This window comes from Mesorhizobium norvegicum (genome assembly GCF_004919685.1).
In the GTDB taxonomy this organism is placed as follows: Bacteria; Pseudomonadota; Alphaproteobacteria; order Rhizobiales; family Rhizobiaceae; genus Mesorhizobium; species Mesorhizobium norvegicum.
Map to the genome: position 1 here is coordinate 1 of NZ_SMYZ01000141.1, position 25,336 is coordinate 25,336.

At 63.4% G+C, this 25,336-nt stretch carries 24 protein-coding genes and 1 pseudogene; 19 read left to right on the forward strand and 6 right to left on the reverse strand.

Going from position 1 to position 25,336, the window contains the following annotated elements:
- The 4 genes and pseudogenes from FCU66_RS38530 to FCU66_RS38545 all read left to right on the forward strand — a co-directional run.
- Nucleotides 1–478 (forward strand): annotated as a pseudogene (locus tag FCU66_RS38530) (dihydrolipoyl dehydrogenase); the annotation flags it as partial.
- Nucleotides 479–567: 89 nt separating this feature from the next.
- Nucleotides 568–825, forward strand: a complete 258-nt coding sequence (locus tag FCU66_RS38535; protein ID WP_136622494.1) for a GlsB/YeaQ/YmgE family stress response membrane protein — start codon at nucleotides 568–570, stop codon at nucleotides 823–825.
- 137 nt (nucleotides 826–962) lie between these two features.
- Nucleotides 963–1,928 carry a lipoyl synthase gene (gene lipA / locus FCU66_RS38540; protein ID WP_136622495.1) on the forward strand — a complete coding sequence of 322 codons (966 nt, stop codon included), beginning with the start codon at nucleotides 963–965 and terminating at the stop codon, nucleotides 1,926–1,928.
- Nucleotides 1,929–2,040: 112 nt separating this feature from the next.
- A complete protein-coding gene (locus FCU66_RS38545) occupies nucleotides 2,041–2,499 on the forward strand; it encodes a type II toxin-antitoxin system RatA family toxin (RefSeq protein ID WP_136622496.1) in 459 nt (152 codons plus the stop codon).
- Here the strand turns inward: FCU66_RS38545 and FCU66_RS38550 are convergent.
- Complete coding sequence (locus FCU66_RS38550) at nucleotides 2,475–2,984, reverse strand: CinA family protein (protein WP_136622497.1); 510 nt, start codon at nucleotides 2,982–2,984, stop codon at nucleotides 2,475–2,477. The two genes, FCU66_RS38545 and FCU66_RS38550, sit on opposite strands and share 25 nt — an antisense overlap.
- Entirely contained in the window at nucleotides 2,981–4,210 is a 1,230-nt protein-coding gene (locus FCU66_RS38555) for a bifunctional 2-C-methyl-D-erythritol 4-phosphate cytidylyltransferase/2-C-methyl-D-erythritol 2,4-cyclodiphosphate synthase (RefSeq protein WP_136622498.1), read from the reverse strand. The genes FCU66_RS38550 and FCU66_RS38555 overlap by 4 nt, the downstream gene beginning before the upstream one ends.
- A gap of 141 nt (nucleotides 4,211–4,351) precedes the next feature.
- On the opposite strand from FCU66_RS38555, the gene dusB reads away from it, so the two are divergent.
- The 8 genes from dusB to hflX all read left to right on the forward strand — a co-directional run bounded on the left by dusB (nucleotide 4,352) and on the right by hflX (nucleotide 14,482).
- Nucleotides 4,352–5,380 carry a tRNA dihydrouridine synthase DusB gene (gene dusB, locus FCU66_RS38560; protein ID WP_136622499.1) on the forward strand — a complete coding sequence of 343 codons (1,029 nt, stop codon included), beginning with the start codon at nucleotides 4,352–4,354 and terminating at the stop codon, nucleotides 5,378–5,380.
- The gene (locus FCU66_RS38565) at nucleotides 5,377–6,519 is read left to right on the forward strand and encodes a two-component system sensor histidine kinase NtrB (protein ID WP_136622500.1); all 1,143 of its coding nucleotides are present in this window, start codon (nucleotides 5,377–5,379) and stop codon (nucleotides 6,517–6,519) included. Before dusB ends, FCU66_RS38565 begins: the two co-directional genes overlap by 4 nt.
- Nucleotides 6,516–7,976, forward strand: coding sequence for a nitrogen regulation protein NR(I) (ntrC, locus tag FCU66_RS38570; protein ID WP_024505195.1), 1,461 nt, complete (start codon nucleotides 6,516–6,518; stop codon nucleotides 7,974–7,976). Before FCU66_RS38565 ends, ntrC begins: the two co-directional genes overlap by 4 nt.
- 118 nt (nucleotides 7,977–8,094) lie before the next feature.
- Nucleotides 8,095–10,383 (forward strand): sensor histidine kinase NtrY-like, encoded by a 2,289-nt coding sequence (locus FCU66_RS38575; RefSeq protein ID WP_168992212.1) that lies wholly within the window; start codon nucleotides 8,095–8,097, stop codon nucleotides 10,381–10,383.
- The gene (gene ntrX, locus FCU66_RS38580) at nucleotides 10,373–11,734 is read left to right on the forward strand and encodes a nitrogen assimilation response regulator NtrX (RefSeq protein WP_136622502.1); all 1,362 of its coding nucleotides are present in this window, start codon (nucleotides 10,373–10,375) and stop codon (nucleotides 11,732–11,734) included. The genes FCU66_RS38575 and ntrX overlap by 11 nt, the downstream gene beginning before the upstream one ends.
- Nucleotides 11,735–11,835: 101 nt before the next feature.
- Nucleotides 11,836–12,699 carry a D-amino-acid transaminase gene (locus tag FCU66_RS38585; RefSeq protein ID WP_136622503.1) on the forward strand — a complete coding sequence of 288 codons (864 nt, stop codon included), beginning with the start codon at nucleotides 11,836–11,838 and terminating at the stop codon, nucleotides 12,697–12,699.
- 145 nt (nucleotides 12,700–12,844) lie between these two features.
- A complete protein-coding gene (gene hfq / locus FCU66_RS38590) occupies nucleotides 12,845–13,090 on the forward strand; it encodes an RNA chaperone Hfq (RefSeq protein ID WP_006202172.1) in 246 nt (81 codons plus the stop codon).
- Nucleotides 13,091–14,482 (forward strand): GTPase HflX, encoded by a 1,392-nt coding sequence (gene hflX / locus FCU66_RS38595; RefSeq protein WP_136622504.1) that lies wholly within the window; start codon nucleotides 13,091–13,093, stop codon nucleotides 14,480–14,482.
- 66 nt (nucleotides 14,483–14,548) lie between these two features.
- Here hflX and FCU66_RS38600 read toward each other — a convergent pair whose 3' ends face one another.
- A complete protein-coding gene (locus FCU66_RS38600) occupies nucleotides 14,549–15,454 on the reverse strand; it encodes a threonine ammonia-lyase (protein ID WP_206077186.1) in 906 nt (301 codons plus the stop codon).
- A gap of 206 nt (nucleotides 15,455–15,660) precedes the next feature.
- Between FCU66_RS38600 and FCU66_RS38605 the strand changes: the two genes are divergently transcribed.
- Nucleotides 15,661–16,266 (forward strand): helix-turn-helix domain-containing protein, encoded by a 606-nt coding sequence (locus FCU66_RS38605; protein WP_136620622.1) that lies wholly within the window; start codon nucleotides 15,661–15,663, stop codon nucleotides 16,264–16,266.
- Between the two features lie 35 nt (nucleotides 16,267–16,301).
- On the opposite strand, the gene mazG is transcribed toward FCU66_RS38605, so the two are convergent.
- A complete protein-coding gene (mazG, locus tag FCU66_RS38610; RefSeq protein WP_136620621.1) occupies nucleotides 16,302–17,126 on the reverse strand; it encodes a nucleoside triphosphate pyrophosphohydrolase in 825 nt (274 codons plus the stop codon).
- A 90-nt stretch (nucleotides 17,127–17,216) separates the two neighbouring features.
- A complete protein-coding gene (locus tag FCU66_RS38615) occupies nucleotides 17,217–18,401 on the reverse strand; it encodes an amino acid aminotransferase (protein WP_136620620.1) in 1,185 nt (394 codons plus the stop codon).
- A gap of 120 nt (nucleotides 18,402–18,521) precedes the next feature.
- On the opposite strand from FCU66_RS38615, the gene FCU66_RS38620 reads away from it, so the two are divergent.
- The 6 genes from FCU66_RS38620 (at nucleotide 18,522) to FCU66_RS38645 (ending at nucleotide 23,044) form a co-directional block, all read left to right on the forward strand.
- Complete coding sequence (locus FCU66_RS38620) at nucleotides 18,522–19,115, forward strand: histidine phosphatase family protein (RefSeq protein ID WP_136620619.1); 594 nt, start codon at nucleotides 18,522–18,524, stop codon at nucleotides 19,113–19,115.
- Between the two features lie 120 nt (nucleotides 19,116–19,235).
- Nucleotides 19,236–19,754, forward strand: a complete 519-nt coding sequence (locus FCU66_RS38625; protein WP_246094201.1) for a sigma-70 family RNA polymerase sigma factor — start codon at nucleotides 19,236–19,238, stop codon at nucleotides 19,752–19,754.
- Nucleotides 19,751–20,524, forward strand: coding sequence for an anti-sigma factor family protein (locus tag FCU66_RS38630; protein ID WP_136620617.1), 774 nt, complete (start codon nucleotides 19,751–19,753; stop codon nucleotides 20,522–20,524). The genes FCU66_RS38625 and FCU66_RS38630 overlap by 4 nt, the downstream gene beginning before the upstream one ends.
- 42 nt (nucleotides 20,525–20,566) lie before the next feature.
- Entirely contained in the window at nucleotides 20,567–21,283 is a 717-nt protein-coding gene (locus tag FCU66_RS38635; protein WP_136620616.1) for a Bax inhibitor-1/YccA family protein, read from the forward strand.
- A gap of 206 nt (nucleotides 21,284–21,489) precedes the next feature.
- Nucleotides 21,490–22,362, forward strand: coding sequence for an aldose 1-epimerase family protein (locus FCU66_RS38640; RefSeq protein ID WP_136620615.1), 873 nt, complete (start codon nucleotides 21,490–21,492; stop codon nucleotides 22,360–22,362).
- A gap of 40 nt (nucleotides 22,363–22,402) precedes the next feature.
- Nucleotides 22,403–23,044 (forward strand): glutathione S-transferase family protein, encoded by a 642-nt coding sequence (locus FCU66_RS38645; protein ID WP_136620614.1) that lies wholly within the window; start codon nucleotides 22,403–22,405, stop codon nucleotides 23,042–23,044.
- Nucleotides 23,045–23,198: 154 nt separating this feature from the next.
- Here the strand turns inward: FCU66_RS38645 and FCU66_RS38650 are convergent, their stop codons facing one another.
- Nucleotides 23,199–25,226, reverse strand: coding sequence for a BTAD domain-containing putative transcriptional regulator (locus tag FCU66_RS38650; protein ID WP_136620613.1), 2,028 nt, complete (start codon nucleotides 25,224–25,226; stop codon nucleotides 23,199–23,201).
- Nucleotides 25,227–25,336 lie beyond the last annotated feature (110 nt).

The window sequence follows — 25,336 nt, forward strand, 5'->3', positions numbered from 1 at the left end:
CATCGGCGACGTCGCCGGCCCGCCGATGCTCGCCCATAAGGCCGAGCACGAGGGCGTGGTGTGCGTTGAGAAGATCGCGAACTTTCCCGGCGTGCATGCCATCGACAAGCTCAAGATCCCCGGCTGCACCTATTGCAATCCGCAGGTCGCCTCTGTTGGCCTGACCGAAGCAAAGGCCAAGGCGGAGGGCAAGGACATCCGGGTCGGGCGTTTCCAGTTCGCCGCCAATGGCAAGGCCATTGCGCTGGGCGAAGACCAGGGCTTCATCAAGACCATCTTCGACAAGAAGACCGGTCAGTTGCTCGGCGCGCATATGATCGGCGCCGAAGTGACCGAACTGATCCAGGGCTTTGTCGTGGCGATGAACCTGGAGACGACAGAGGAAGAGCTGATGCACACCATTTTCCCGCACCCGACGCTGTCGGAGATGATGAAGGAAAGCGTGCTCGACGCCTATGGCCGCGCGCTCAACGCGTGATAAATTGAAAGCGCTGGTACAGATGGAACCCGGCGGCAAGGTACTTCGTTTGCGGATGCATTTTCGTCCATCACACAAGGAGAAGGCATATGCACTTGAATGGCGTCGGCTGGATTGCAGCCATCATCATCGGCGGCCTGGCAGGCTGGTTCGCCGAAATGGTCATGAAGAGCAACACCGGCATCTTGATGAACATTGTTATGGGCATCGTTGGCGCGGTCGTGCTGAACGCCATTCTGCAGGCTCTCAATTTCGGCCCGTTCGGCGTCGGCTGGATTGCCTATCTGATCACCGGCTTTATCGGCGCCTGCCTGCTGATCTGGGCAGGGCGCCTGGTGCGTCGTTGACATCACTGAAGAGCTGCTATGCGAAAAGGCTGTTGCGGCATGCGCCGCGGCGGCCTTTTTCTTTGCGTTGAAAAGTCTTAGATGAACTTATGACAGCGAACGCCTGACTGGCGGTCGCGAATGAACCAGGTTCCCCGATGGTCACTGTCCTCGATACGATCGCCAACGCACCGCGCTTGCGGCATCCGGAAAAGGCGCACAAGCCTGATCAGGATGTGCTGCGCAAGCCCGACTGGATCCGCGTCAAGGCGCCGATGTCGAAGGGCTATGCCGAAACGCGCGAGATCGTCAAATCGCACAAGCTGGTAACGGTCTGCGAAGAGGCCGGCTGCCCCAACATCGGCGAATGCTGGGAAAAGAAGCACGCCACCTTCATGATCATGGGCGAGATCTGCACGCGCGCCTGCGCGTTCTGCAACGTCGCCACCGGCATTCCGACAGCACTTGATGCCGATGAACCGGCCCGCGTCGCGCATGCCGTCAAGCAGATGGGCCTGACCCATGTCGTCATCACCTCGGTCGACCGCGACGATCTCGCCGATGGCGGTGCACAGCATTTCGCCGAGGTCATCCACGCCATCCGGGCGGCGACACCGTTGACGACGATCGAAATCCTGACGCCCGACTTCCTGCGCAAGGACGGCGCGCTGGAGATCGTCGTGGCGGCCAAGCCCGACGTCTTCAACCACAATCTGGAAACCGTGCCGTCGAACTATCTGACGGTTCGGCCGGGCGCCCGCTATTTCCACTCGATCAGGCTGTTGCAGCGGGTCAAGGAGCTCGATCCGTCGATCTTCACCAAGTCCGGCATCATGGTGGGTCTCGGCGAAGAGCGGAACGAAATCCTGCAGCTGATGGACGATCTGCGTTCGGCCAATGTCGACTTCATGACCATCGGCCAGTACCTGCAGCCGTCGAAGAAGCACCATCCGGTGATCCGCTTCGTCACCCCGGAGGAATTCAAGTCCTTCGAGACGATCGGCCGGACCAAGGGTTTCCTGCTGGTGGCGTCGAGCCCGCTGACGCGTTCGTCGCATCATGCCGGCGACGATTTCGCCCGGCTGCGCGCGGCACGGGAAGCGCTTCTCAAGAAATCGCTCTGATGCCTGTCGCCCAAAGTGACCTCGGTTTTGGGAGAACGACATGCATGAAGACAAAGAACCTGAAGCGCGTTGCATGAATCCGCTTCGCCGCGACGCGCTTTAGAGCAGGTTCATGCCGAAATTCGAAGCCACCCGCCGCGTATCCCACACGCCGGATCAGATGTTCGCGCTGGTCGCCGACATCGAATCCTATCCGCAGTTCCTGCCGCTTTGCGAAGCGCTGACGGTTCGCTCGCGCAAGGAGCGTGACGGACGCACCGTTCTCCTCGCCGACATGAGCATTGGCTACAAGGCGATCCGCGAAACCTTCACGACGCAGGTGCTGCTGAAGCCTGACGAGAACACCATCGACGTGAAATACATCGACGGCCCGTTCAAATATCTGAGCAATGTCTGGCGTTTCGAACCGGACGGCGCCGGCTGCGCCGTCCGCTTCTTCATCGACTACGAGTTCAAGAGCCGTATTCTCGGCGCGGTGATGGGAACCATGTTCGACCGCGCCTTCCGCATGTTCGCCGAGGCGTTTGAGAAGCGCGCGGATGTCATTTACGGTGCGGCGCCCTCGGCCTGAGGCTGGCCAAGCGCGCGCAGACCCAACTCCAGTGCGTGCTTGACCGTTTCCCGGCGGATGAAGTCACGACCCTTGTCGGCGAACAGTTTGTGTTCGGCGGTCACGGCCCGGCCGTCCAGGCCGACGCCGAACCAGACCATGCCGACAGGTTTGTCCACGGAACCGCCGCCGGGGCCGGCAATGCCGGTGACCGCCAGGGTGAGCCCGGCGCGCGAACGGGCCAGCGCGCCTGTTGCCATTTCGGTCGCCGTCTCGCGCGAAACCGCGCCATGCGCCTCGAGCGTGGCGGTGGAAACGCCGAGCATGTCGATCTTGGCTTCGTTGGAATAGGTGATGAAGCCGCGATCGACCACGGCGGAGGAGCCGGCGATGTCGGTCAGCGCGGCGATGATCATGCCGCCGGTGCAGCTTTCCGCCGTTGCCAGCATGATGCCGCGCTTCTGGCAGGCTTGCAGCAGGGCATTTGCGAGCTCGTTGTTGCTCATTCCGGCACCTCGCCGGGAAACACCACGCTGGCGGTGGCGATCGCCGCAATGCCTTCTTCGCGCCCGACAAAGCCGAGCTTCTCATTGGTTGTCGCCTTGATCGAGATGCGACCCGGTGAAATTGCCAGCATCTGCGAAAGGGCTGCGGTCATCGCCTCGCGATGCGGGCCGATGCGCGGCGCCTCGCAGATCAGCGTGATATCGGCATTGGCGATGCGCCCGCCGCGCTCACGTACCAGCCTTGCCGCATGCTCGACAAAGATCCGGGAAGCAGCGCCTTTCCACTGCGGGTCGGACGGCGGGAAATGCGTGCCGATGTCGCCGGCGCCGCAAGTCGCCAGCAGCGCATCGGTCAGGGCGTGTAGGCCGACATCGGCGTCGGAATGGCCGGACAGTTTCTTGTCATGCGCAATGGCGACACCGCACAGGGTGACATGGTCGCCGGGCTCGAAGGCGTGGACGTCGTAGCCATTGCCGGTTCTGATGTCGGGAAAGCGAACGCGTTCGCCGGAAAGCCGCTGGTCCGCCATCGCAATATCCCGTGCCCAGGTGAGTTTGACATTATCCGGCGAGCCCGGAACGATCTTGACCGGAATATGCGCCCATTCGGCGATCGCCGCGTCGTCGGTAAAATCCATCTTTCCCAGATGATGGGCTTTCTCATGCGCGGCAAGGATGGGCCAGAACGGAAAGCCCTGTGGCGTTTGCGCCGCGTGAAGCCCGCTGCGCGAAACGGTTTCGCCAACCACACCAGAGGCCGACTCGCGCTTCAGCGTGTCGGCGACGGGCAAAGCAGGCAACGCGCCCTCGCGCTCGCCGATGGCGGCGATGGTCCGGTCAATCAACTCCGCATCGACAAACGGACGCACGGCGTCGTGAATCAGAACCTGCGCCGGCGCGTGGCGTCTCAACGCAAGCAGCCCGAGCCTGACCGACTCCTGCCTGGTTGCCCCACCCATGACGGCAGTGACGCGCTCGGCGTTGGCACCTGCCGCCTGTCGGAACAGCTCGTGGTCGTCGGCATGGATGGCGACGACAATCTCGCTGGTTCGCGGGTGCGCCAGAAAAATGTCCAGCGTGTGTGCGATGACGGCATAGCCGCCAATGTGTTGATATTGCTTCGGCCCGTTGGCCTGTCCGGCGCGCGCGCCACGGCCGGCCGCAACGATCACCACCGCGACCTTGCCATCCGCACTCGAAACGTGATTTTCACTTGCGTCAGTCATTGAAGATTGGTCCTAGTCGCGGCCAATCCCGAAGGCCAGCATTTTCCCAATTGCGCCTTAATGTGGCGTCATTCCGCGTTGCACATTGCGGCGGTTCTGGCTAGAGAATGTGCAACGAATGAACATGCTTGGTTTTTGTGCATGGTTAACTTGACCAAATTGGCCGCGCCGCTCGATGTCGGTGGTGTGAGAATCCGCAATCGCGTGTTCCTCGCGCCGATGTCGGGGATTACAGACGAGCCGTTCCGGCAGCGCGCCCACGCGCATGGCGCGGGCCTGGTCGTGTCCGAAATGGTGGCCAGCGGTGAGCTTGCCAAGGGCAGGGCCGGTTTCAACCTGCGCATACGCCACTCCGGCCTGCCGGTCCACATGGTCCAGCTTGCCGGCCGCGAGGCGGCGCACATGGCCGAAGGCGCGCGAATCGCCGCCGGCGAGGGCGCCGACATCATCGACATCAATATGGGCTGCCCGGCCAAGAAGGTCACCGGTGGCTATGCCGGCTCGGCATTGATGCTGGATCTCGACCATGCACTGTCGCTGATCGACGCCGTTGTCGGCGCGGTCGAGGTGCCGGTGACGGTCAAGATGCGGCTGGGCTGGGACGAAGGCGCGCTCAACGCGCCGATGCTGGCGCGCCGCGCCGAGCAGGCCGGCGTCAGCATGGTGACCGTGCACGGCCGCACGCGCTGCCAGTTCTATCAGGGCAAGGCCGACTGGCGCGCCATCGCCCGCGTCAAGGAAGCCGTGTCCATCCCGGTCGTCGCCAATGGCGATGTTTCTTCGCCAGAGGAAGCGGCTGCTATCCTCGATCAATCGGGTGCCGATGCCGTGATGGTCGGCCGCGCGCACTATGGCGCGCCCTGGATCGCCGGCGGCATCGCGGCGGCAGCGGCAGGCGAGACGGCGACCAACGCCCCACAGAGCCCGACGGCACTGGCCGACTATGTCGTCTCCCACTACGAGGACATGCTGGCGCTCTACGGCGTCGAGAGCGGCCTGCGCCAGGCGCGCAAGCACCTCGGCTGGTATCTCGATCGTCATGCCGGCGGTGTCGCTGACGACAGCCGAAAGGCCATACTGACCGCATTCGAGCCCGCGCACGTCATTGCCTTGCTGCGCGGTGTGTTTTCGAGCGATCCGCAACCATTAAACCTGCGGAGTGCGGCATGAACGCCAACGTCACACAGGGCAGCGATATGGCGGAGGCCGCCCATATCGTGCTCAACACCATCCGTCGCCCGGTGATCATGGTCGATACGGACGGGTTCATCACCTACGCCAACGCCGATGCCGAGGATTTCTTTCGCTCGAGTGCGAACATGCTCGCCCGCAACACGCTGTCAAAACTCATTCCTTTCGGTAGCCCTTTGCTGACCCTGGTCGACCAGGTGCGCGAGCGTCGGGCTCCGGTCAACGAGTACCGGGTCGACGTGTCGTCGCCACGCCTCGGCATCGAGAAGGTCGTCGATCTCTACGTCGCGCCGGTGCCGGAATATCCGGGCTCCGTCGTGGTGATGTTCCAGGAACGGTCGATGGCCGACAAGATCGACCGGCAGATGACGCATCGGGGCGCGGCACGCTCGGTCACCGGCCTGGCGGCGATGCTTGCCCATGAGATCAAGAACCCGCTCTCCGGCATCCGTGGTGCCGCCCAGCTGCTCGAACTGTCGGCTTCCGACGAGGATCGCGCACTGACGCGGCTGATCACCGACGAGACCGACCGCATCGTATCGCTGGTCGACCGCATGGAGGTGTTTTCCGACGAGCGGCCGATCGATCGCTACCCCGTCAACATCCATGTCGTGCTCGACCATGTGAAGGCCATCGCTAAGAACGGTTTTGCCAAGAGAATCAAGATAATGGAGGATTATGATCCTTCATTGCCTCCGGTGTTTGCCAACCGTGACCAACTCATCCAGGTGTTCCTCAACCTGGTCAAGAATGCCGCTGAGGCGATCGGCAGCGACCCACAGGGCGAAATCGTGCTGTCGACGGCCTTCCGGCCCGGCATCCGCGTTTCCGTTCCGGGTACGCAGGATCGCGTATCGCTGCCGCTGGAGTTCTGCGTGCGCGACAATGGCTCCGGCGTCTCGGAAGATATTTTGCCGATCCTGTTCGACCCGTTCATCACCACCAAGCCGAACGGCTCTGGGTTGGGTCTTGCGCTGGTCGCCAAGATCGTCGGCGAGCATGGCGGCATCATCGAATGCGAATCGACGCCGCGCGGGACCACATTCCGCATCCTGATGCCGGCCTGGAAAGAAGCGCCATACGGCGCCGATGAAGACGGTGAAGGAGATCGCAAATGACGGTTCGCGGCAATATTCTCGTCGCCGACGACGATGCGGCGATCCGCACCGTCCTCAACCAGGCGCTTTCGCGCGTCGGTCACGAGGTGCGTGTCACCTCCAACGCTTCGACGCTGTGGCGATGGGTGGCGGCGGGCGAGGGCGATCTGGTCATCACCGATGTGGTGATGCCGGACGAAAATGCCTTCGACATGCTGCCGCGCATCAAGAAGGCGAGGCCAGAACTGCCGGTTATCGTCATGAGCGCCCAGAACACCTTCATGACGGCCATCCGCGCATCCGAAACCGGCGCCTATGAATATCTGCCCAAGCCGTTCGACCTGACCGAGCTGCTCAACATCGTCAACCGGGCACTTTCCGAGCCGCGGCGGCCGAAGATCGATGCGCGGCCGGAAGAGCAGCCCGACGCAATGCCGCTGGTCGGCCGCTCGGCCGCCATGCAGGACATCTACCGCATGCTGGCGCGCATGATGCAGACCGACCTGACGGTGATGATCTCAGGCGAATCCGGCACCGGCAAGGAACTGGTGGCGCGCGCGCTGCATGAATATGGCCGCCGTCGCGGCGGCCCGTTCGTTGCCATCAACATGGCGGCGATCCCGCGCGATCTGATCGAATCGGAACTGTTCGGCCACGAGAAGGGCGCCTTCACCGGCGCGCAGAATCGCTCCACCGGCCGTTTCGAGCAGGCCGAGGGCGGTACGCTGTTCCTCGACGAGATCGGCGACATGCCGATGGAGGCGCAGACGCGCCTGCTGCGCGTCCTGCAGCAGGGCGAATACACGACGGTTGGCGGCCGTACGCCGATCAAGACCGACGTGCGCATCGTCGCCGCCACCAACAAGGATCTGCGCACGCTGATCAACCAGGGGCTTTTCCGCGAGGATCTGTTCTATCGCCTTAACGTCGTTCCGCTCAGGCTGCCGGCGCTGCGTGAGCGCTCCGAGGACGTGCCAGACCTCGTCCGCCACTTCTTCAAGCTCGGCGAGATGGAAGGCCTGCAGACCAAGCGCATCTCGTCCGGCGGCATCGAACTGATGAAGCGCTATCCATGGCCGGGCAATGTGCGCGAACTGGAAAACCTCGTTCGCAGGCTCGCCGCGCTCTATTCGCAGGACGAGATTTCCGCCGAGATCATCGAGGCGGAACTCAAGACCGGCGAACGTCCGGTGGTGCCGGGCGGCGGCAACCTCATTCCCGACGACCTGTCGATTGGCCAGGCGGTCGAGCACTTCCTGCAGCGCTATTTCGCCTCGTTTGCCGGCGATTTGCCACCTGCCGGGCTTTATCAGCGCATCCTGTCCGAGGTCGAGTTCCCGCTCGTCCTGGCCTCGATGACGGCAACCCGCGGCAACCAGATCAAGGCCGCGGAATTGTTGGGGCTCAACCGCAACACGCTGCGCAAGAAGATTCGCGAACTCGGCGTCAACGTCTACAAATCATCGCGCCAGGGCTGAACCGTCGGGCTCTTTTCGGGGGACGGCTCGCGAAAGATTTCCGTCTCGGTCACACTTGTTGCATAATCGCCACAATGCGTTGCATACATCCGACGCAATCATGGCACTAGACGGCGACATGGCTCCGCAGGCACCGACAGCAAACCAACCGCTTTTCAGCGAACCCGGCACGCATGACGGGCGCCGGCTGCTTGCACTGCCCGGCGTGGTCGCGGTCGTGGGCGCGCTGGTAACGGCGGCGATCTCGTTCACCATTCTTGTCGGCGCCACGCCGATCACGCCAAACGAATCGACCACGCTGGCGCTGATTGCCCTCAACGCCGCTTTCGTCCTGTTCCTTATCGCGCTGGTCGGACGCGAAGTGCACCGCATCCTGATGGCGCGCCGGCACGGCAAGGCCGCCTCGCGGCTGCATGTGCGCATCGTCGCCATGTTCGCTCTGGTCGCCGCCATTCCCGCCATCATGGTGGCGATCATCGCGTCGATCACGCTCGACATCGGTCTCGACCGCTGGTTCGAGATCCGCACCAAGACGATCGTCAATTCGTCGCTGTCGATCGCCGACGCCTATGTCCAGGAAAACGCCCGCAACCTCCAGGGCACGACGCTGTCGATGGCCTATGACCTCGATGCGTCGCGCACACTCTACGGCCTTGATCGTACTGGCTTTCTCGACCTGATGAACAAGGAAGCCGTGGGCCGGTCGCTGGCCCATGCAGCGCTGATCAAGTCGGACGGCTCTTTCGTCATGAGCGCCAAGACCAAAACGGATTTCGCCATGCCCGAGCCGCCGGAAGGCGCCGTGGCCAGCGCTACCGACGGCAAGCCGGTGCTGATCGAGCCGAAAACGCGCAACATCATGGGCGCCATCGTCAAGCTGCGCGAGATCGAGGGCCTCTATCTCTACACCATTCGCCTCGTCGATCCCGAAGTGATCAAGGCGCGGCAGATCGTCAGGTCCAACACCGACGAATATCGCGGTCTCGAAGATAACAGGCGCACCTCGCAGGTTGCCTTCGCGCTGCCCTATCTGTCGCTGACGCTGATCATCATCCTGTCCGCGATCTGGACCGGCATTGCGGTTGCCGACCGTCTGGTGCGGCCCATTCGCCAGCTCATCGGTGCCGCCGACGAGGTGGCGACCGGCAATCTCGACGTGGCGGTTCCCGTCAGGCCATCGGACGGCGATGTCGCTTCGCTGGGCGACACGTTCAACAAGATGCTGCTCGAACTGAAATCACAGCGCAACGAAATCCTGTCGGCCAAGGACCTGATCGACGAACGGCGCCGCTTCTCGGAAGCCGTGCTTGCCGGCGTCACCGCAGGCGTCATCGGCGTCGATCCCTACGGCATCGTCACCATCGTCAACCGCTCGGCCGAGGCGATGCTGGCCATTTCCGCCAGCGCCGCCCTTGGGCAGAACCTGTCGGCCATGCTGCCGCATGTCGGCCGCGTCTTCGAGATCGGCCGCAAGTCCGGCAAGCCCGTCTATCGCGAGCAGGTGACCTTCTACCGTGCCGGTGCCGAGCGGACCTTCAACGTGCAGATCACTATCGAGGCCGGCGACGACGGCTCGGAAGAAAAATCCTATGTCGTGACGGTCGACGACATCACCGATCTGGTTCAGGCCCAGCGCTCCTCCGCCTGGGCCGATGTGGCGCGGCGCATCGCCCACGAGATCAAGAATCCGCTGACGCCGATCCAGCTGTCCGCCGAGCGCATCAAGCGACGCTTCGGCAAGGTCATCACCGAGGACCGCGAGATTTTCGATCAATGCACCGACACCATCATCCGGCAGGTCGAGGACATCGGCCGCATGGTCGACGAATTCTCCGCTTTCGCGCGCATGCCGAAGCCCGAGATGAAAGCCATCGACCTGCGCGAATCGTTGCGCGAGGCCTCGTTCCTGGTTGAAGTCAGCCGCGCCGACATTGCTTTCGAGCGCGTGTTCGGCAACGAGCCGCTCAAGGGCACCTTCGACAGCCGCCTGATGGCGCAGGCTTTCGGCAATGTGATCAAGAACGCGGCCGAAGCGATCGATGGTTTGGAACAGAAGGACGGTTCGCACGGCATAATCCGGATTCAAGCCGGGCGCCAGAATGGCGCGATTCGCATCGACGTCATCGACAATGGCAAAGGCCTGCCGCGCGAGAATCGCCAACGGCTGCTCGAGCCCTATATGACCACGCGCGAGAAGGGCACCGGGCTCGGTCTCGCTATCGTCAAGAAGATCGTGGAGGACCATGGTGGCAGGCTGGAACTTCATGATGCCCCTGCGGATTTCCACAATGGGCGCGGCGCGATGATCAGCATCATCCTGCCGCCTGCGGCCGCTGCGTCTCCACCACGCGGCGAAAGCAGGACGGAAAACGAAAGAGAAACTGAAAAGGTCGGTAATGGCGTCTGATATTCTCATCGTCGATGACGAGGAAGACATCCGTGAACTCGTCGCGGGCATCCTGAGCGATGAAGGTCATGAAACCCGTACGGCATTCGATGCCGACAGCGCGCTGGCGGCGATCGCCGACCGGGCGCCGCGGCTGATTTTCCTCGACATCTGGCTGCAGGGCTCGCGTCTGGACGGGCTGGCGCTGCTCGACGAGATCAAGACGATGCACCCGACCTTGCCCGTGGTGATGATCTCAGGCCACGGCAACATCGAAACGGCGGTCTCCGCCATCCGTCGCGGCGCCTATGACTTCATCGAAAAACCGTTCAAGGCCGACAGGCTGATCCTGATTGCCGAGCGTGCGCTCGAGACCTCGAAATTGCGGCGCGAGGTTTCCGACCTCAAGCTGCGCAGCGGCGAAACCTTCGATCTGATCGGCATGTCGTCGGCGATGAGCCAGTTGCGCCAGACCATCGAACGCGTCGCCCCGACCAACAGTCGCGTCATGATCATCGGCCCGTCAGGCTCGGGCAAGGAACTGGCCGCGCGCGCCATCCACACGTTGTCGGCCCGCAAGAACGCACCTTTCGTGACGCTGAGCGCCGCCAACATCACGCCCGAGCGCATGGAGATCGAGCTGTTCGGCACCGAATCGAACGGCGTCGAGCGCAAGGTCGGCGCGCTCGAGGAGGCCCATCGCGGCATCCTCTACATCGACGAGGTGGCCGACATGCCGCGCGAGACGCAGAACAAGATCCTGCGCGTGCTGGTCGAGCAGCAGTTCGAGCGGGTAGGGGGCACCAAGCGGGTCAAGGTCGATGTCCGCATCATCTCCTCGACCTCGCAGAACCTCGAGGCGATGATCGCCGACGGCCGTTTCCGCGAGGATCTTTATCATCGCCTGGCGGTGGTACCGGTCATGGTGCCGGGACTGGCCGAACGGCGCGAGGACATTCCCTATCTCGTCGACAATTTCATGAAGCAGATCGCCCGCCAGGCAGGCATCAAGCCGCGCCGCATCGGCGATGACGCGCTGGCCGTGCTGCAGGCGCACAATTGGCCGGGCAACGTCCGCCAGCTGCGCAACAATGTCGAGCGCCTGATGATCCTGGCGCGCGGCGACGACGTCGATGCGCCGATCACCGCCGACCTGTTGCCGGCCGAGATCGGCGATGTCATGCCGCGCACGCCGAATCAATCCGACCAGCACATCATGGCGCTGCCCCTGCGCGAGGCGCGCGAACAATTCGAGAAGGACTATCTGATCGCCCAGATCAACCGCTTCGGCGGCAACATCTCGAAAACCGCCGAGTTCATCGGCATGGAGCGCTCCGCTTTGCACCGCAAGCTGAAGTCGCTGGGCGTCTGACAGGCGCGACGTCCAGCCAGCCGCGCCTGGGCCAAGCATTTGCCGGTTACGGCGGCGGCGGAATCGCATAAGAAAGCCCGAGAATTTCTGAGGGGTCGCCAATGCCGCGCATTGCCTATGTCAACGGGCGCTATGTCACGCACGCCGACGCTGCCGTGCATATCGAGGATCGCGGCTATCAGTTCGCCGACGGCGTCTATGAGGTCTGCGAGGTGGCGCGTGGCTTCATCGTCGACATGCCGCGCCATCTGGCCCGGCTGAACCGTTCGCTGACCGAATTGTCGATCGCCTGGCCGGTCACCTCTCACGTGCTGCCGCTCATCCTGCGCGAGGTGGTCAACCGCAATCATGTCGCCAACGGCCTGGTCTATGTCCAGGTGACGCGCGGCGTTGCCAGCCGCGACTTTGTCTTCCCGTCTGCCGACACCAAGCCGTCCCTGGTGGTGACGGCCAGGAAGGCCGATCCTGCCGCCGGAGCAAAGCGAGCCGAGACCGGCATCGCCGTCATCACCGTGCCCGAGAACCGCTGGGATAGGGTCGACATCAAGACCGTCGGACTGCTGCCCAATGTATTGGCCAAGCAGAAGGCCAAGGAAGCGGGCGCCCAGGAGGCCTGGTTCGTCGACACCGACGGTAACGTCAAGGAAGGCGGGTCGTCGAATGCCTGGATCGTCACCCGAGATGGTGTCCTGGTCACGAGGCCGGCCGAGCATGGCATCCTGCGCGGCATCACCCGCACGACCATGTTTGAAGTGGCGGCCAAGCTCGGCCTGAAGATCGAGGAGCGCGGCTTTTCCGTCGCCGAGGCCAAGGCGGCACGCGAGGCGTTCGTCAGTTCCGCAACGACAATTGCCATGCCGGTGGTGGCCATCGACGGCGATACGGTCGCCAACGGGCACCCCGGCTCAATAACACTTTCCTTGCGGCAAGCCTTTTTTGACATTGCGGAAAAAAGTCCAGCCTGATAACCGCACAGGTGGAATGAACATCAATATATCTCGTTCTGCTTGTCGTTACTGACGACAAGACGGTGTTTGCGAGCTTGACATGCGCCCGTTAATTTGGCGCATTGGCTTGCAAACCGAAGGGGATCGGCGAAAGACAAGAACAATGGCGGAACGATCGCAAAACCTTCAGGACCTGTTCCTGAATTCAGTTCGCAAGAGCAAGAACCCACTCACCATCTTCCTCATCAACGGCGTCAAGCTGACCGGCGTGGTCACTTCGTTCGACAATTTCTGTGTGCTGCTGCGCCGTGACGGTCACTCCCAACTCGTCTACAAGCACGCCATTTCCACGATCATGCCGAGCCAGCCGGTTCAGATGTTCGATGGCGAGGAAAGCCAGGGCGCCTGATTGGCACGTGAGAAAGACGCGGACGCCACTGTTCGCGGAAAACCAGCGCATCATCCCGGGACGGAAGCCAAGGGCCCGACCCGGGCCGTTGTCATTGTGCCCGTCCTCACCCGCCACCAGCGCAACGACGACGAGACCAACCGCCCACGGCTGATGCGTTCGGCTGATGCTCGCCACGACGAGGCCGTCGGCCTTGCCCGCGCCATCAACCTTGATCTGATCCACACAGCGGTGGTCACCGTCAACGATCCGCGCCCAGCGACGTTGCTCGGCAGCGGTAAGGTCGCCGAGTTCGCCGAAATCGTCAAAGAGGGTGACGCGGAGGTGGTCATTGTCGACCATCCACTGACCCCGGTGCAGCAGCGCAATCTCGAGAAAGAGCTGAACGCCAAGGTGCTGGACCGCACCGGGCTGATCCTCGAGATTTTTGGCGAGCGCGCACGCACCAAGGAAGGCACGCTGCAGGTCGAACTCGCCCATCTCAACTACCAGAAGGGCCGTCTCGTACGCAGCTGGACCCACCTTGAGCGCCAGCGCGGCGGCGCCGGCTTCCTCGGAGGCCCCGGCGAAACGCAGATCGAATCCGATCGGCGGCAGCTGCAGGAAAAGATCATCAAGCTGAAGCACGAGCTGGAAACGGTGCGCCGCACGCGCGACCTGCACCGCGCCAAGCGCAGGAAGGTGCCGTTCCCGGTGGTGGCGATCGTCGGCTATACCAACGCCGGCAAGTCGACGCTGTTCAACCGGCTGACCGGAGCGGATGTGCTGGCGCAGGACATGCTGTTCGCCACGCTCGATCCGACGCTGCGCCGCGTCCGCCTGCCGCACGGCACGCCGATCATCCTTTCGGACACGGTCGGCTTCATTTCGGACCTGCCGACGCATCTGATCGCCGCTTTCCGCGCCACTTTGGAAGAGGTGGTCGAGGCCGACCTTGTCCTCCACCTGCGCGACATTTCCGATCCCGATACAGCCGCCCAGGCCGAGGATGTCGAGCGTATCCTGGCCGATCTTGGCGTTGACGCCGGTGATGCCAAGCGGGTCATCGAAGTGTGGAACAAGATCGACCGGCTCGACGAGGGCAACCGCAGCCGGCTGCTTGCCGATGGCGCCGACGCCAGCAAGGCGCCGCCGATTGCGGTGTCGGCGGTGACCGGCGAGGGTATCGATGCGCTGAAGGCGATCATCGAAACGCGGATGGCGGGCGAGCTCGAAGACCTGACGGTGACGATCGAGCCGGCACAGTTCGGCCTTGTCGACTGGCTTTATCGCAATGGCGATGTCGTTTCGCGAAGCGATAATGATGACGGCAGCGCCACCATCTCGCTCAAGGCCACGCAAAGCGCCCGCGAAGAGATCGAAAGCCGATTGCGTCGCAAGAACAACGGGTAAGGGAACTTACTTGGGGTCGGAACAAGAACTGTTCCCACGGCCATCTTCCGCGGTCGCCCTATACCCCTAGTCCCTTATCCACTCCGAAAACGCTTCCGGCAGCACGTTCGATCCGCAGATCACCGATGCCACACGCTTGCCGCGGTAACGTGAGGAGTCTTCCAGGATCGCCGCGATGCCAAGAGCGGCCGAGGGCTCGACCACGAGGCCGGCGTGCCGATGCAGCAAACGCATGCCTGCCTTGATGCTTGCTTCCTCGACAAGCGGCACGTGATCGGCGACGGCGAGCAAGTCCTGAAGGACTGCCGCAATCGGGAAGCGACCGGCGACACCGTCGGCGATCGTGTCGGTGCGGTCCGTGGTGACGACCGATCGCACCCGCCAGGACAGAGCCAAGGCGGGTGCTCCGCTGGGTTGGATGCACACCACCTCCGTTGTGGGCGACAAGCTCTTGACGACGTGGCCCACGCCGGTGGCCAGAGCGCCGCCGCCGAGTGCGAGCAGAATCGTGTCGATGCGATCGAACCCTTCTATGAGCTCCAGCCCGATGGTGGCCGCACCTTCGCAGGTGTCGAGGTTTTCGCTGTCCTCTACGAGTAAGGCATTGTCGCTGGCCGCGATGTCGCGGGCGCGCTGTCGAGCCTCCTCGATGTCGCCTTCGACCAGTTTGACGGTGGCTCCGAGCTGACGAATGCGATCGATCTTCGTGGGATTGGCGCTTGTCGCCGCGACCGCGGTTACGCCAATTCCACGTACCCGGCCACTATGTGCCAGCGCCTGCCCGAGATTGCCGGCGCTGGCGCAGACCGCGGCCTTGGGATCCGGGCTGCTTGCCAGACGTGACATAACGACCTCGGTCCCTCGTCCCTTGAAGCATCTGATGGGGTTTGCGGTCTCAAGTTTGATGATGACTTCGCAGCCCAGCACGTCGCCAAGCGCAGGACAAGCGAATTGGGGTGTGTCGCGAAACACGGATGAAATTTGCCCCTAGCTGCCAGAATGCGGTCGAGGTCGAGCCTTGTGCCTGGTTGCTGGACTTCAGGATATGCCGCAGATCTTTCAGTGACAGATCGCATGGGATAGTCCTTTGACATTGTATTGGTGCGTTGCGTGAGGTGTGCGCTATAGCGCACAAACGGGATGTGCGCTATAGCGCACAAATGCGAGGCCGGTCTTAAATGAAGCCCATCAGTCCCGTCGAAACGGGGAAGTTGCTGAAGTCGATCAGGCACGAGCTTGGATGGAGCCTCGATCAGACCGCGGAGCAGACCGGAGTCAGCAAGGCAATGCTGGGCCAGATCGAACGCGGCGAATCCACACCGACCGTTGCGACGCTTTGGAAGATCGCGACGGGCCTGCGAGTTCCGATGACCGCCCTGCTGGAGCCGGCCCGCGAAGATGGCGATGTGCTGCTCTTGCGTGATGCCGCCAGTCTGCGGGTGCGTCCGGCGCCGGAAGGAATGCAACGCGCCTTGTTGTTCCCTTATGAGGCCCGATTCGGTTTCGAACTATACGAACTAACATTCGCACCTGACTTTGAGAGTATCTCAGAGCCGCATGACATCGGGGTTGTGGAACATGTGACCGTCCTGCGAGGTGAGGTCGAATTGCTGGTCGAGGAAGATTGGAGGCTGCTCAAGGAGGGGCAGTCGCTACGGTTCCCTGCCGACCGCCGCCACGGCTACCGCAATCGGACGGAGAGCGAGGCTGTTGTCATGGACTTGATCCACTATCGGTTCATTCCGCAGAACGTTGCGGGTCGCGAAACGCAAGAGGGCTTCTGATCAGAAAGTACCGTACACGACGATCCGCTCGCTCATTACTTCGCAGTTTTTGCTTCCTGCCAGAGCGCTTCCATCTCGGGCAGATCAGCCTTTTCCAGCGTGTTGCCGGACTTTTCCAGGGCCTGCTCAACATAGTGGAAGCGCGAGCGGAATTTTTCGTTGGTGCCGCTCAGCGCTGCTTCGGAATCGAGCTTGAGGTGGCGGCCGAGATTGACGACGGCAAACAGCATGTCGCCGAACTCGTCCTTGATCGAGGCGGTGTCGCCTTTCGCCAGCGCCTCGCGCAACTCGCCGATCTCTTCCTCGATCTTGTCAAGGACGGGCGCTGCCTCGCTCCAGTCGAAGCCGACGCGGGCAGCCTTCTCCTGAAGTTTCAGTGCTCGCGTCAGGGCGGGCAGGGCGACCGGCACGCTGTCCAGAAACCCCTTGCCGTTGTCTTCCGGGTCGAGACCGCGGGCGAGGCGGGCGCTTCGTTTTTCCGCTTTCTCCTCAGCCTTGATCTTTTCCCACATGCCCTTGGCCATGCCGGCACTGCGGGCCTCCTCGTCGCCGAAGACATGCGGATGGCGACGGATCATCTTCGTCGTGATGGCCTGAACCACATCGCCGAAGCCGAATTCATCGGCTTCCTCGGCCATTTGCGCATGATAGACGACCTGCAGCAGGAGGTCGCCGAGTTCGTCGCGCAGATCGTCGAGATCGCCGCGCGCGATGGCATCCGCCACCTCATAGGCTTCCTCGATCGTATAGGGCGCGATGGTCGCGAAATCCTGCTCGATGTCCCACGGACAACCGGTCTTCGGCGCGCGCAGCGCCGCCATGATCTCGATCAGGCGCGAAATGTCTTTCGATGGCGTCATGTGGCGGATGCTACCCCGCGACTGGCCGCCCGGCCAACGCTGTCAGCCGGCGAGGGGGCATTGTCCACAGGTGTGCTGGGTGCCCAGCAATCAATCAAGAACGGAAACGATCGCCTTGGCGAGTTCGTCCATCCCGTCCTCGGGCAGGCCGGCCACGTTGATGCGGCTGTCGCCGACCATGTAGACGCCGTGCTCGGCGCGCAGCCGCTCGACCTGCGCTTCCGTGAGGCCAAGGCGGGAAAACATGCCGCGATGGCTGGCGACAAAATCGAAACGATCGGAATTGGACTGTCGGCGCAGCGCCTCGGCGAACTGGACGCGAAGCCTGAGCATGCGCAGGCGCATCTCTTCAAGCTCTGCCTCCCAGTCGGCACGCAAGGCGGCGTCTTCCAGCACGATGCGCACGGCCGCCGCGCCATGGTCCGGCGGCATCGAATACATGGCGCGCGCCGCCGACAGCATCTGGCTCATCGCCACATCGGCCTGGGCGCCATCCCTGGCCAGGATCATCGCCGCGCCGACACGGTCGCGGTAGACGGCGAAATTCTTCGAGCAGCTCGAGGCAACGACCATTTCCGGAACCTTCGCCGCCAGCAGGCGCAAGCCGAGGGCGTCGGCCTCGAGGCCATCGCCAAAGCCCTGATAGGCGATATCGACAAACGGCAGCAGCCCGCGCTCGACGACCAGATCAGCAACGGCTGCCCACTGGGCCGCATCCAGATTGGCGCCGGTCGGGTTGTGGCAGCAGCCATGCAGCAGCACGACGTCACCGCTCTTTGCCGTCCGCAGCGCGGCCAGCATGTCGTCGAAGCGAACGGCGCCCGAGGCAGCATCGAAATAGGGGTATTCGCGGATCTGCAGGCCCGCGGCGCGCATTACCGGCACGTGGTTCGGCCAGGTCGGGTCCGACAGCCAGATGGTTGCGTCCGAACGTGTCCGCTTGAGCAGTTCCGCCACCAGCCGCAGCGCGCCGGAGCCGCCGGGCGCCTGTGCGGCGCGGATGCGCGTCATGTCGGCGCCCGGGCCGAAAGCGAGCTTGGCCATCACCGTGTTGAAGCCGGTATCGCCGGCAAGGCCGAGATAGGTCTTGGTGTCCTGACCCTGCAACAGGCGCTTTTCGGCCTCGCGCACGGCGCGCATGACCGGTGTCTTGCCGTCGCGATCCTTGTAGACGCCGACGCCGAGGTCGACCTTGTCGGGACGTGGGTCGGCACGATAAAGGCCGATCAGGGCAAGGATCTTGTCGGCGGGGGCGGGCTGCAGGGTTTCAAACATCGAGACGGCTCCAATGGCGGCGGAGTGATACGCAAATCGGTCGCATTTCGCCAGCGCTTTTCCTGCCGCCTCAGCCTGTGCAATGTGATGTCGGTTTACCGTTCAAGGGATCGCTGCCCGATGCTCGTACGTCTGACGATGATCTGCAACGGCGCTACGGCGGCAACCCGGCAGGGGTCGTTTCCATCGGATGAACCGCTCGAGCCGCGCTCGATCACCCTTGCGAAGGCGATGCGCGCAACACTGCGTCGCGCCGACCGCGTGTGGACAAGTCCAGCACTTCGCGCACGCCAGACTGCCGCGGCGCTGTCGTTGGACGCCTCTGTCGAACCGCATCTGGCAGACCAGGACCATGGAAGCTGGGCCGGCAAGCGTTTTGACGAGATCCAGGCCGAGCACCCCGAGGGCATCGCCGCCTGGCTCACCGATCCCGATACGGCTCGGCATGGTGGTGAGTCGCTGGCCGACGTCGCGCGCAGGACCTCGAACTTGATGGACGGATTGATCGCCGAGCGCGGCCACACCGTCGCGATAACCCATGCCAGCGTCATCCGCACCGCGATCCTGCATGTTCTCGGTGCCCCACTCTCCGCCTGTTGGAAGATCGACATCGAGCCGCTGAGCATCACCGACTTCCGCAGCGACGGGCGCAGGTGGGTGTTGCGCGCCTGTGGTGTGACGGCGCCGAAACCTGCAAATCTCCGTCGGACGTGAAGTCGGTCACGAGGCGAGGGCAGAAGCGAACGATGTCCTGCAGCGAACCCCGGTTAAGAAAATTGGCAGGGCAGGGATTAAAATCCCCACATGCTCCGTAAACAGGACATGAAACCGTCGATGCCACGCTTTGACATCATAGGACAGCTCGGTTCGCTGCGCCGCTACGCGCGCTCGCTGACGCGCGACAGCACGGACGCCGAGGATCTCGTGCAGGACGCGCTGGTGCGTGCTTATGAGCGGCGCGGCACCTTCCGCTCCGGTGGAAATCTGCGCGCCTGGTTGTTGTCGATCGTCCACAACACCTTCATCGACAAAATGCGGTCCCGCAGGTCTGAAGCCGCGCGCGTCGAACAGGCCGGATATCTTGCCGAGGGCAGCACCCCGGCGCCGCAGGAACATTCGGTGCGCCTGGCGCAGGTGCGCGAGGCCTTTTTCAGCCTGCCGGAAGAACAGCGTTCGGCGCTGCACCTCGTCGCCATCGAAGGCCTTTCCTACAGCCAAGCCGCCGATGCCAGCGGCGTGCCGCTGGGCACGCTGATGTCGCGCATCGGCAGGGCGCGCGCAGCATTGCGCGAGATGGAGGCGGCTCCCGCGAAGGCGAAAAACCACCTCAGGATCGTTGGAGGCCCGTCATGACTGCAATTGTCGATCCCGTGACGGATATCGACCTCGACGCCTATGTCGACGACCAGCTCGACGTCACCCGCCGCATCGAGGTCGAGGCCTTTCTGTCCGCTCGGCCGGAGGCGGCAGCGCGCGTGATGTCCGATCTCAGAACCCGCGATGAACTGCGCGTGGCGCTTGCCGGCTCCAAGGGCATGGCGCGGCCCGCGACCGCCGATGCCGCGCGACGGCTGGAGAGGGGGCTTACCCGCGGCCGCATCTTCGGTGTGTTGCAGCGTGCGGCGGCGGTGGCTGCTTTCGTCGCCGCCGGCTGGCTGGCGAACGGCATCATCGGGCCGATGTCGGTGACCAAGGTCGTCGCCTCGCCGCAGCCGCCCGCCTATGTCGACGAGGCGGTGCGGGCCCACAGAACGACGCTGGTGCGCGAGAGCATGCCGTCGCAGTCCGAAGCGCCCAATTACAACACCGGCGAGATCCGCGCCGCGACCGCCATCGTCATGCCGTCGCTGCCCAAGGACTGGAAGGTCCGCGACGTGCAGATCTATCCGTCGCGCTTTGGCCCGAGCGTCGAAATGGCCGTCGAGACGAAAGACATGGGGCTGGTGTCGCTGTTCGCGATCCGGCCCGGAACCTTCGACGTCGTCAAGCCGACCATCGCGCCTTCGGGCGACATTTCCTCGGCCTATTTCCAGATCGGCGAGGTCGCCTATGCGGTGGTCGGACGAAGCGAGGTCCACGACCTCGATCGCGCCGCCGAGACGCTCGCCAAGACACTTTACTGATCGATCCACGCTTTACTGACCGATCCACAAAGGAGACTTCAAATGAACACCCCCAATCTGGGATACCGCGTCGGCGCCGGCGCCCAAAGCGGAGCCATCTTCGACGAGGGCCTGCGCCAGCACATGCTGCGCGTCTACAACTACATGGGCGTTGGCCTGGTGGTCACCGGCCTCGTCGCCTTCATGATCTCGTCGACGCCGGCGCTCTACGTGCCGATCTTCTCCAGCCCGCTGAAATGGGTGGTGATGCTGGCGCCGCTCGCCTTCGTCATGCTGTTCTCGTTCAAGATGCAGACCATGTCGGCGGCCAGCGCCCAGGCGATGTTCTGGGCCTTCTGCGCGGTCATGGGCCTGTCCCTCGCTTCCGTATTCCTGGTCTTCACCGGAACCAGCATCGCGCGCACCTTCTTCATCGCCGCGACCATGTTCGGCGCCACCAGCCTCTACGGCTACACGACCAAGCGCGACCTGACCCAGTTCTCGTCGTTCCTGATCATGGGCCTGATCGGCGTGGTGATCGCCAGCATCGTCAACATCTTCCTCGGCTCGACCGCGCTGCAGTTCGCCATCTCGGTGATCGGCATTGCCGTGTTCATCGGCCTGACGGCTTGGGATACGCAAACAATCAAGGAACAGTATGCCGAGAACTTCGACGCGGAATCGCGCCAGAAGCTTGCCGTCTTCGGCGCCTTCTCGCTCTATCTGAACTTCATCAACATCTTCCAGCTGCTGCTGAATTTCACCGGCGAACGCGAGTAATCCGGACCGTAGCAGGCAACATTTCGCATCTTGCCGTGGCCGGAGGGCAACCTCCGGCCACGGTTTTTCATTTGAGGCAGCATTCGCCATGTGCGCGGTGGATCGTTCATCACAGCTGAGTGAGGTGCGATATAGGTCTGCCGCTCTTGAGTTCAGGCGTTGCCCTTTGCTAGCCTGCCGGCCACGCCAGACAGCCGCGAGGACGCATGGAACAAGACAGCCTGACGCTTCACGGTGACGGCATCTCGGCGACTGTGGTCGGGCAGGGCGCCGAACTGGTCTCCCTGCGCGATGCCGACGGCACGGAGTTTCTATGGCAGGCCGGTCCGGAATGGCGGCGTCACTCGCCGGTGCTGTTCCCGATCGTCGGGCGGCTGAAGGGCGACCAGTTGCGCCATCAAGGCCAGACCTATCCGATGACCCAGCACGGCTTCGCGCGCGACAAGCCATTTGCCTGGGTGCAGAGGGAGCCAGGGTCCTGCACGCTGGTTCTCACTGATGACGCCGATACCCGCGCGCGCTATCCGTTCTCCTTTCGGCTTGAAGTGACCTACACGCTGGACCGCCGGCAGCTTGGCGTGACCTTCGACATCACCAACACCGGCAACGAGCCGCTGCCGGCATCGATCGGGGCGCACCCGGCGTTCAATTGGCCGTTGCTGCCGGATCTGGCCAAGACGGATTACCGGCTGACCTTTGCCGATGACGAGCCGGCGCCGATCCGCCGCCTGAAGGACGGTTTGCTGTTGCCGACGCCGCAGCCGACGCCTGTCGAGGGCAAGATACTCGCGCTCTCCGAACGGCTGTTTGACGAGGACGCGGTGATTCTGGATCGGCCTGCCAGCACCAGCGTGCGCTATGCCGCCGACCGTGGTCCGGCGATCGAGATGTCGTGGCAAGGATTTCAGGAGTTGGGCATCTGGTCAAAGCCGGGTGGCGCGCCGTTCCTGTGCATCGAACCCTGGCACGGCATTGCAAGCCCGGTGGACTTCGACGGCGATTTTGTCGACAAGCCGGGCCTGATGCTGATCGCACCTGCAGCAAAGCGCGTGCTGAGCTATCAGATACGGCTGCTGTGACGCCTTTGATCGGCAGATCCGGCCACACCGGCGGTGCCCAATGAAGCTGTATTTCAGCCGCAATCCCAATCCTCGACTCGCGGTCGCGGTGGCGCGCTATCTCGACGCGAAAGTCGACTTTGAATTCGCCTCGCCATTCGCTCCGGGGCAAGCGGAGACATATCGCCCGTTAAATCCCAACCTCTCACTGCCCATCCTTGTGGAAGGCGAGGGGAAAAGCCTCTGGGAGGCAGACGCCATAGCTTGCCGGCTCTCGCGCGGCGCGCATTCGGATTTCTGGCGCACCGGCGATGACGAACCCGAGATGATCCGGTGGCTCAGTTGGGGCAAGGAGCACTTCGCATTCGCTTGCGATACGGTGCATTTCGAACGTGGCACCAAGCAGCGGTACGGCATAGGCCCGATCGATCAGGAGCGGGTGGAAGAGGGGCTAAGACAGTTCCGCACGGCCGCTGCAATACTAGAGGCTGTGCTTGCCGAGCGGCAATGGCTGGTCGGAAATTCGGTTTCCTATGCCGACTTTCGAATGGCGACCTTTCTGCCGTTCAACGATGTCGCCAGATTGCCGCTCGATGACTATCCCTCTGTCTGCCGCTGGTATAGTCGGCTCGAAGAGATCAACGCCTGGCGCGACCCCTTCAGGGGACTGGATGCGCCCGAATTGCCGCCGGTCCGAGGGTGAGGCCGAGTCTGCGTATCCTCTCGGCAGCGGAGGGAACCTTGTCGGGCCGTCATGCGACGAGAGGATGCGGGCTTTCAAACCTGCCGCACGATGGTGCCGACCACATTGACGAGAAGGCGCGCGGCGGTCAGGGAGCGGGCTCTCGCCGCCCGGCTCAATCGGGCAGGCCGGCTAGCCGCAGTGCCTCGACATATCTGACGAAATAGGCCGGCCTGATCTGCCCCACCCGGTGCCTGAGGTTGGAGAGGGTCAATTCGGGATCGAGCTGCAGCGACAGCGCGATGTGCTTGCTCGCGGCATCCAGCCTGCCGGCCATGGCGTTGCTGGCTGCGGCCACGCGTAGACCGGTGAGATAATAGGGCTGCGCGCGGGATGCAGCCTCCGCGATCGGCCAGGCGGCATCATAGCGGCCGGCCACGAAATGGGCGAAGGCCGTGAAGCACTGCATGAAGAAAGTCAACGGATCGAGCGGGCTCAGCCGCCTTGCCCGCGACAGATGCTCGATCGCGATGTCCGGGTCGTCATGGCAGGCTTTTAGGCAGCCGCTGGCGCTCCATGCGGCAGCGCAGTTGGGGTTAAGCACGAGCGCCCGGTCGGTCAGTGCCGAACCGGCCTCGTAGTCGCCGATGACATAGCCCAGTGCGAGGCCGCTGAAAGCCAGCGCTACCGCGTCGTCCTGGCCGGCTATGGTGACGTTGCCGACCAGCCGGGAAACCTCGGCGGTCTCCTTCTGCCGGTCCGTCATCCAGCCGTTCGCCATCCGCCAAAAGTAGCACCAAGCGGCAGCGCCTTGTGCGGCGGCAAAGTCAGGGTCGAGCTCAATGGCCTTGTAGAAATGCGGCAGCGCCTCCTCCAGTCCCGCTCTCGTCCAGCGGTAAAGGCTCGCCATGCCGCGTAGGTAATTGTCGTAGGCGTCGAGACTCTCGGTTGGCTTGCGCTTGGCCCGCGCTATCTCGGCCTGTTCGAGCCTGGGCGAAATCGCACCTATGACGCTGGAGGCGACGAGGTCCTGCAGTTCGAACACGTCGGCGACGTCGCCCTCGAAACGGTCGGCCCACAGGCTCGCGCCCGTTGCTGCCTCGATCAGCTGGCCCGCGACGCGGAGCCGGCTGCCCGCCTTGCGCACGCTGCCCTCAACCACGTAGCGCACTCCCAGCTTCCGCGCCGCGCGCTTTATATCGACCGCCTGGCCCTTATAGGCGAAGGCGGAATTCCGCGCGATCACGAACAGCCAGCTCACATGCGACAGCGCCGTGGTGATCTCCTCGACCACGCCGTCGGTGAAATAGTCCTGCTCGGCGTCGCCGCTCATGTTCTGGAACGGTAGCACCGCGATCGACGGCTTTTCCTGTATGGAAACGGCGGGGCGCGCCGGTTCCGCCACCGTTTCCCGCCGCGGCGCCCTGGTTTCGGGCGGGCCGGAGCTGCTGGGCGCCTGCTCGTGCCGATGCTCTGCCTCAGGCGCCTCGATACGCTCGACCAGCGCTTGCGTCGCCTCCTCAGGGGCGACGCCGAGTTCGCGCTTCAGCGCCTCCTTGCAGGCCAGGAACTGGCGGAAGGCGTCGTTGGTTTTGCCGCGACGGCGGAAGATGCGGATAAGCGCCCGGTGGGCCTGCTCGGCGCATGGATCGAGCGCCACCAGCCGCTCCGCCAGCCTTTCGCAAGCCATTTCCTCGCGGGCGTCCATCTCCGGCAGAAGGCTCAGCCGCTCGGCGAGGTCCAGCGCCTTGCGGGCATAGTTCGCCCGAAGCGGCGCAAGCCATTCGTCGATCTCGCCGGGAAACGACAGACCGTCGAGCAAGTCGCCCCGGTAGAGGTCCGCCGCTGTCGCGAGGCTGGCGCCGTCACTGGCTTGGATATTCCGGTCGAACATCCAGATATCGGCCTCGTCGGCATTTGCCGCCAGCCATATGGTGTGGGCATTGCCTTCGACGCGTATGGCCTCGTCGCCGATGGCCGGAAACAGCCGCCTGATGTCGACCAGCGCCTGGCGCAGGCTGTTCCGCGCCTGCTGCTCGCCGCTGTCGGCCCACAGCATCGCCGCCACCCTCTCGCGGCGAAGGCCCTTGGGCCCGGCCAGAACGAGCGCGGCAAACAGCAGCGACGTCTTGCGCGTCGCGAAGTGCAGGGATTGCCCGCTTGAAGAGACAACCTCGATACCGCCAAGCAATCCGATGTGCACCCCGGCCCCCCTATAACAGCCTCGGGTAGAATATCACTTCCCGCCGCCGACTTAACGACGATTTAGCGGCTTCGGTAGTGGTTTCTCCTCCGGTTTCACGCCTGGATGAA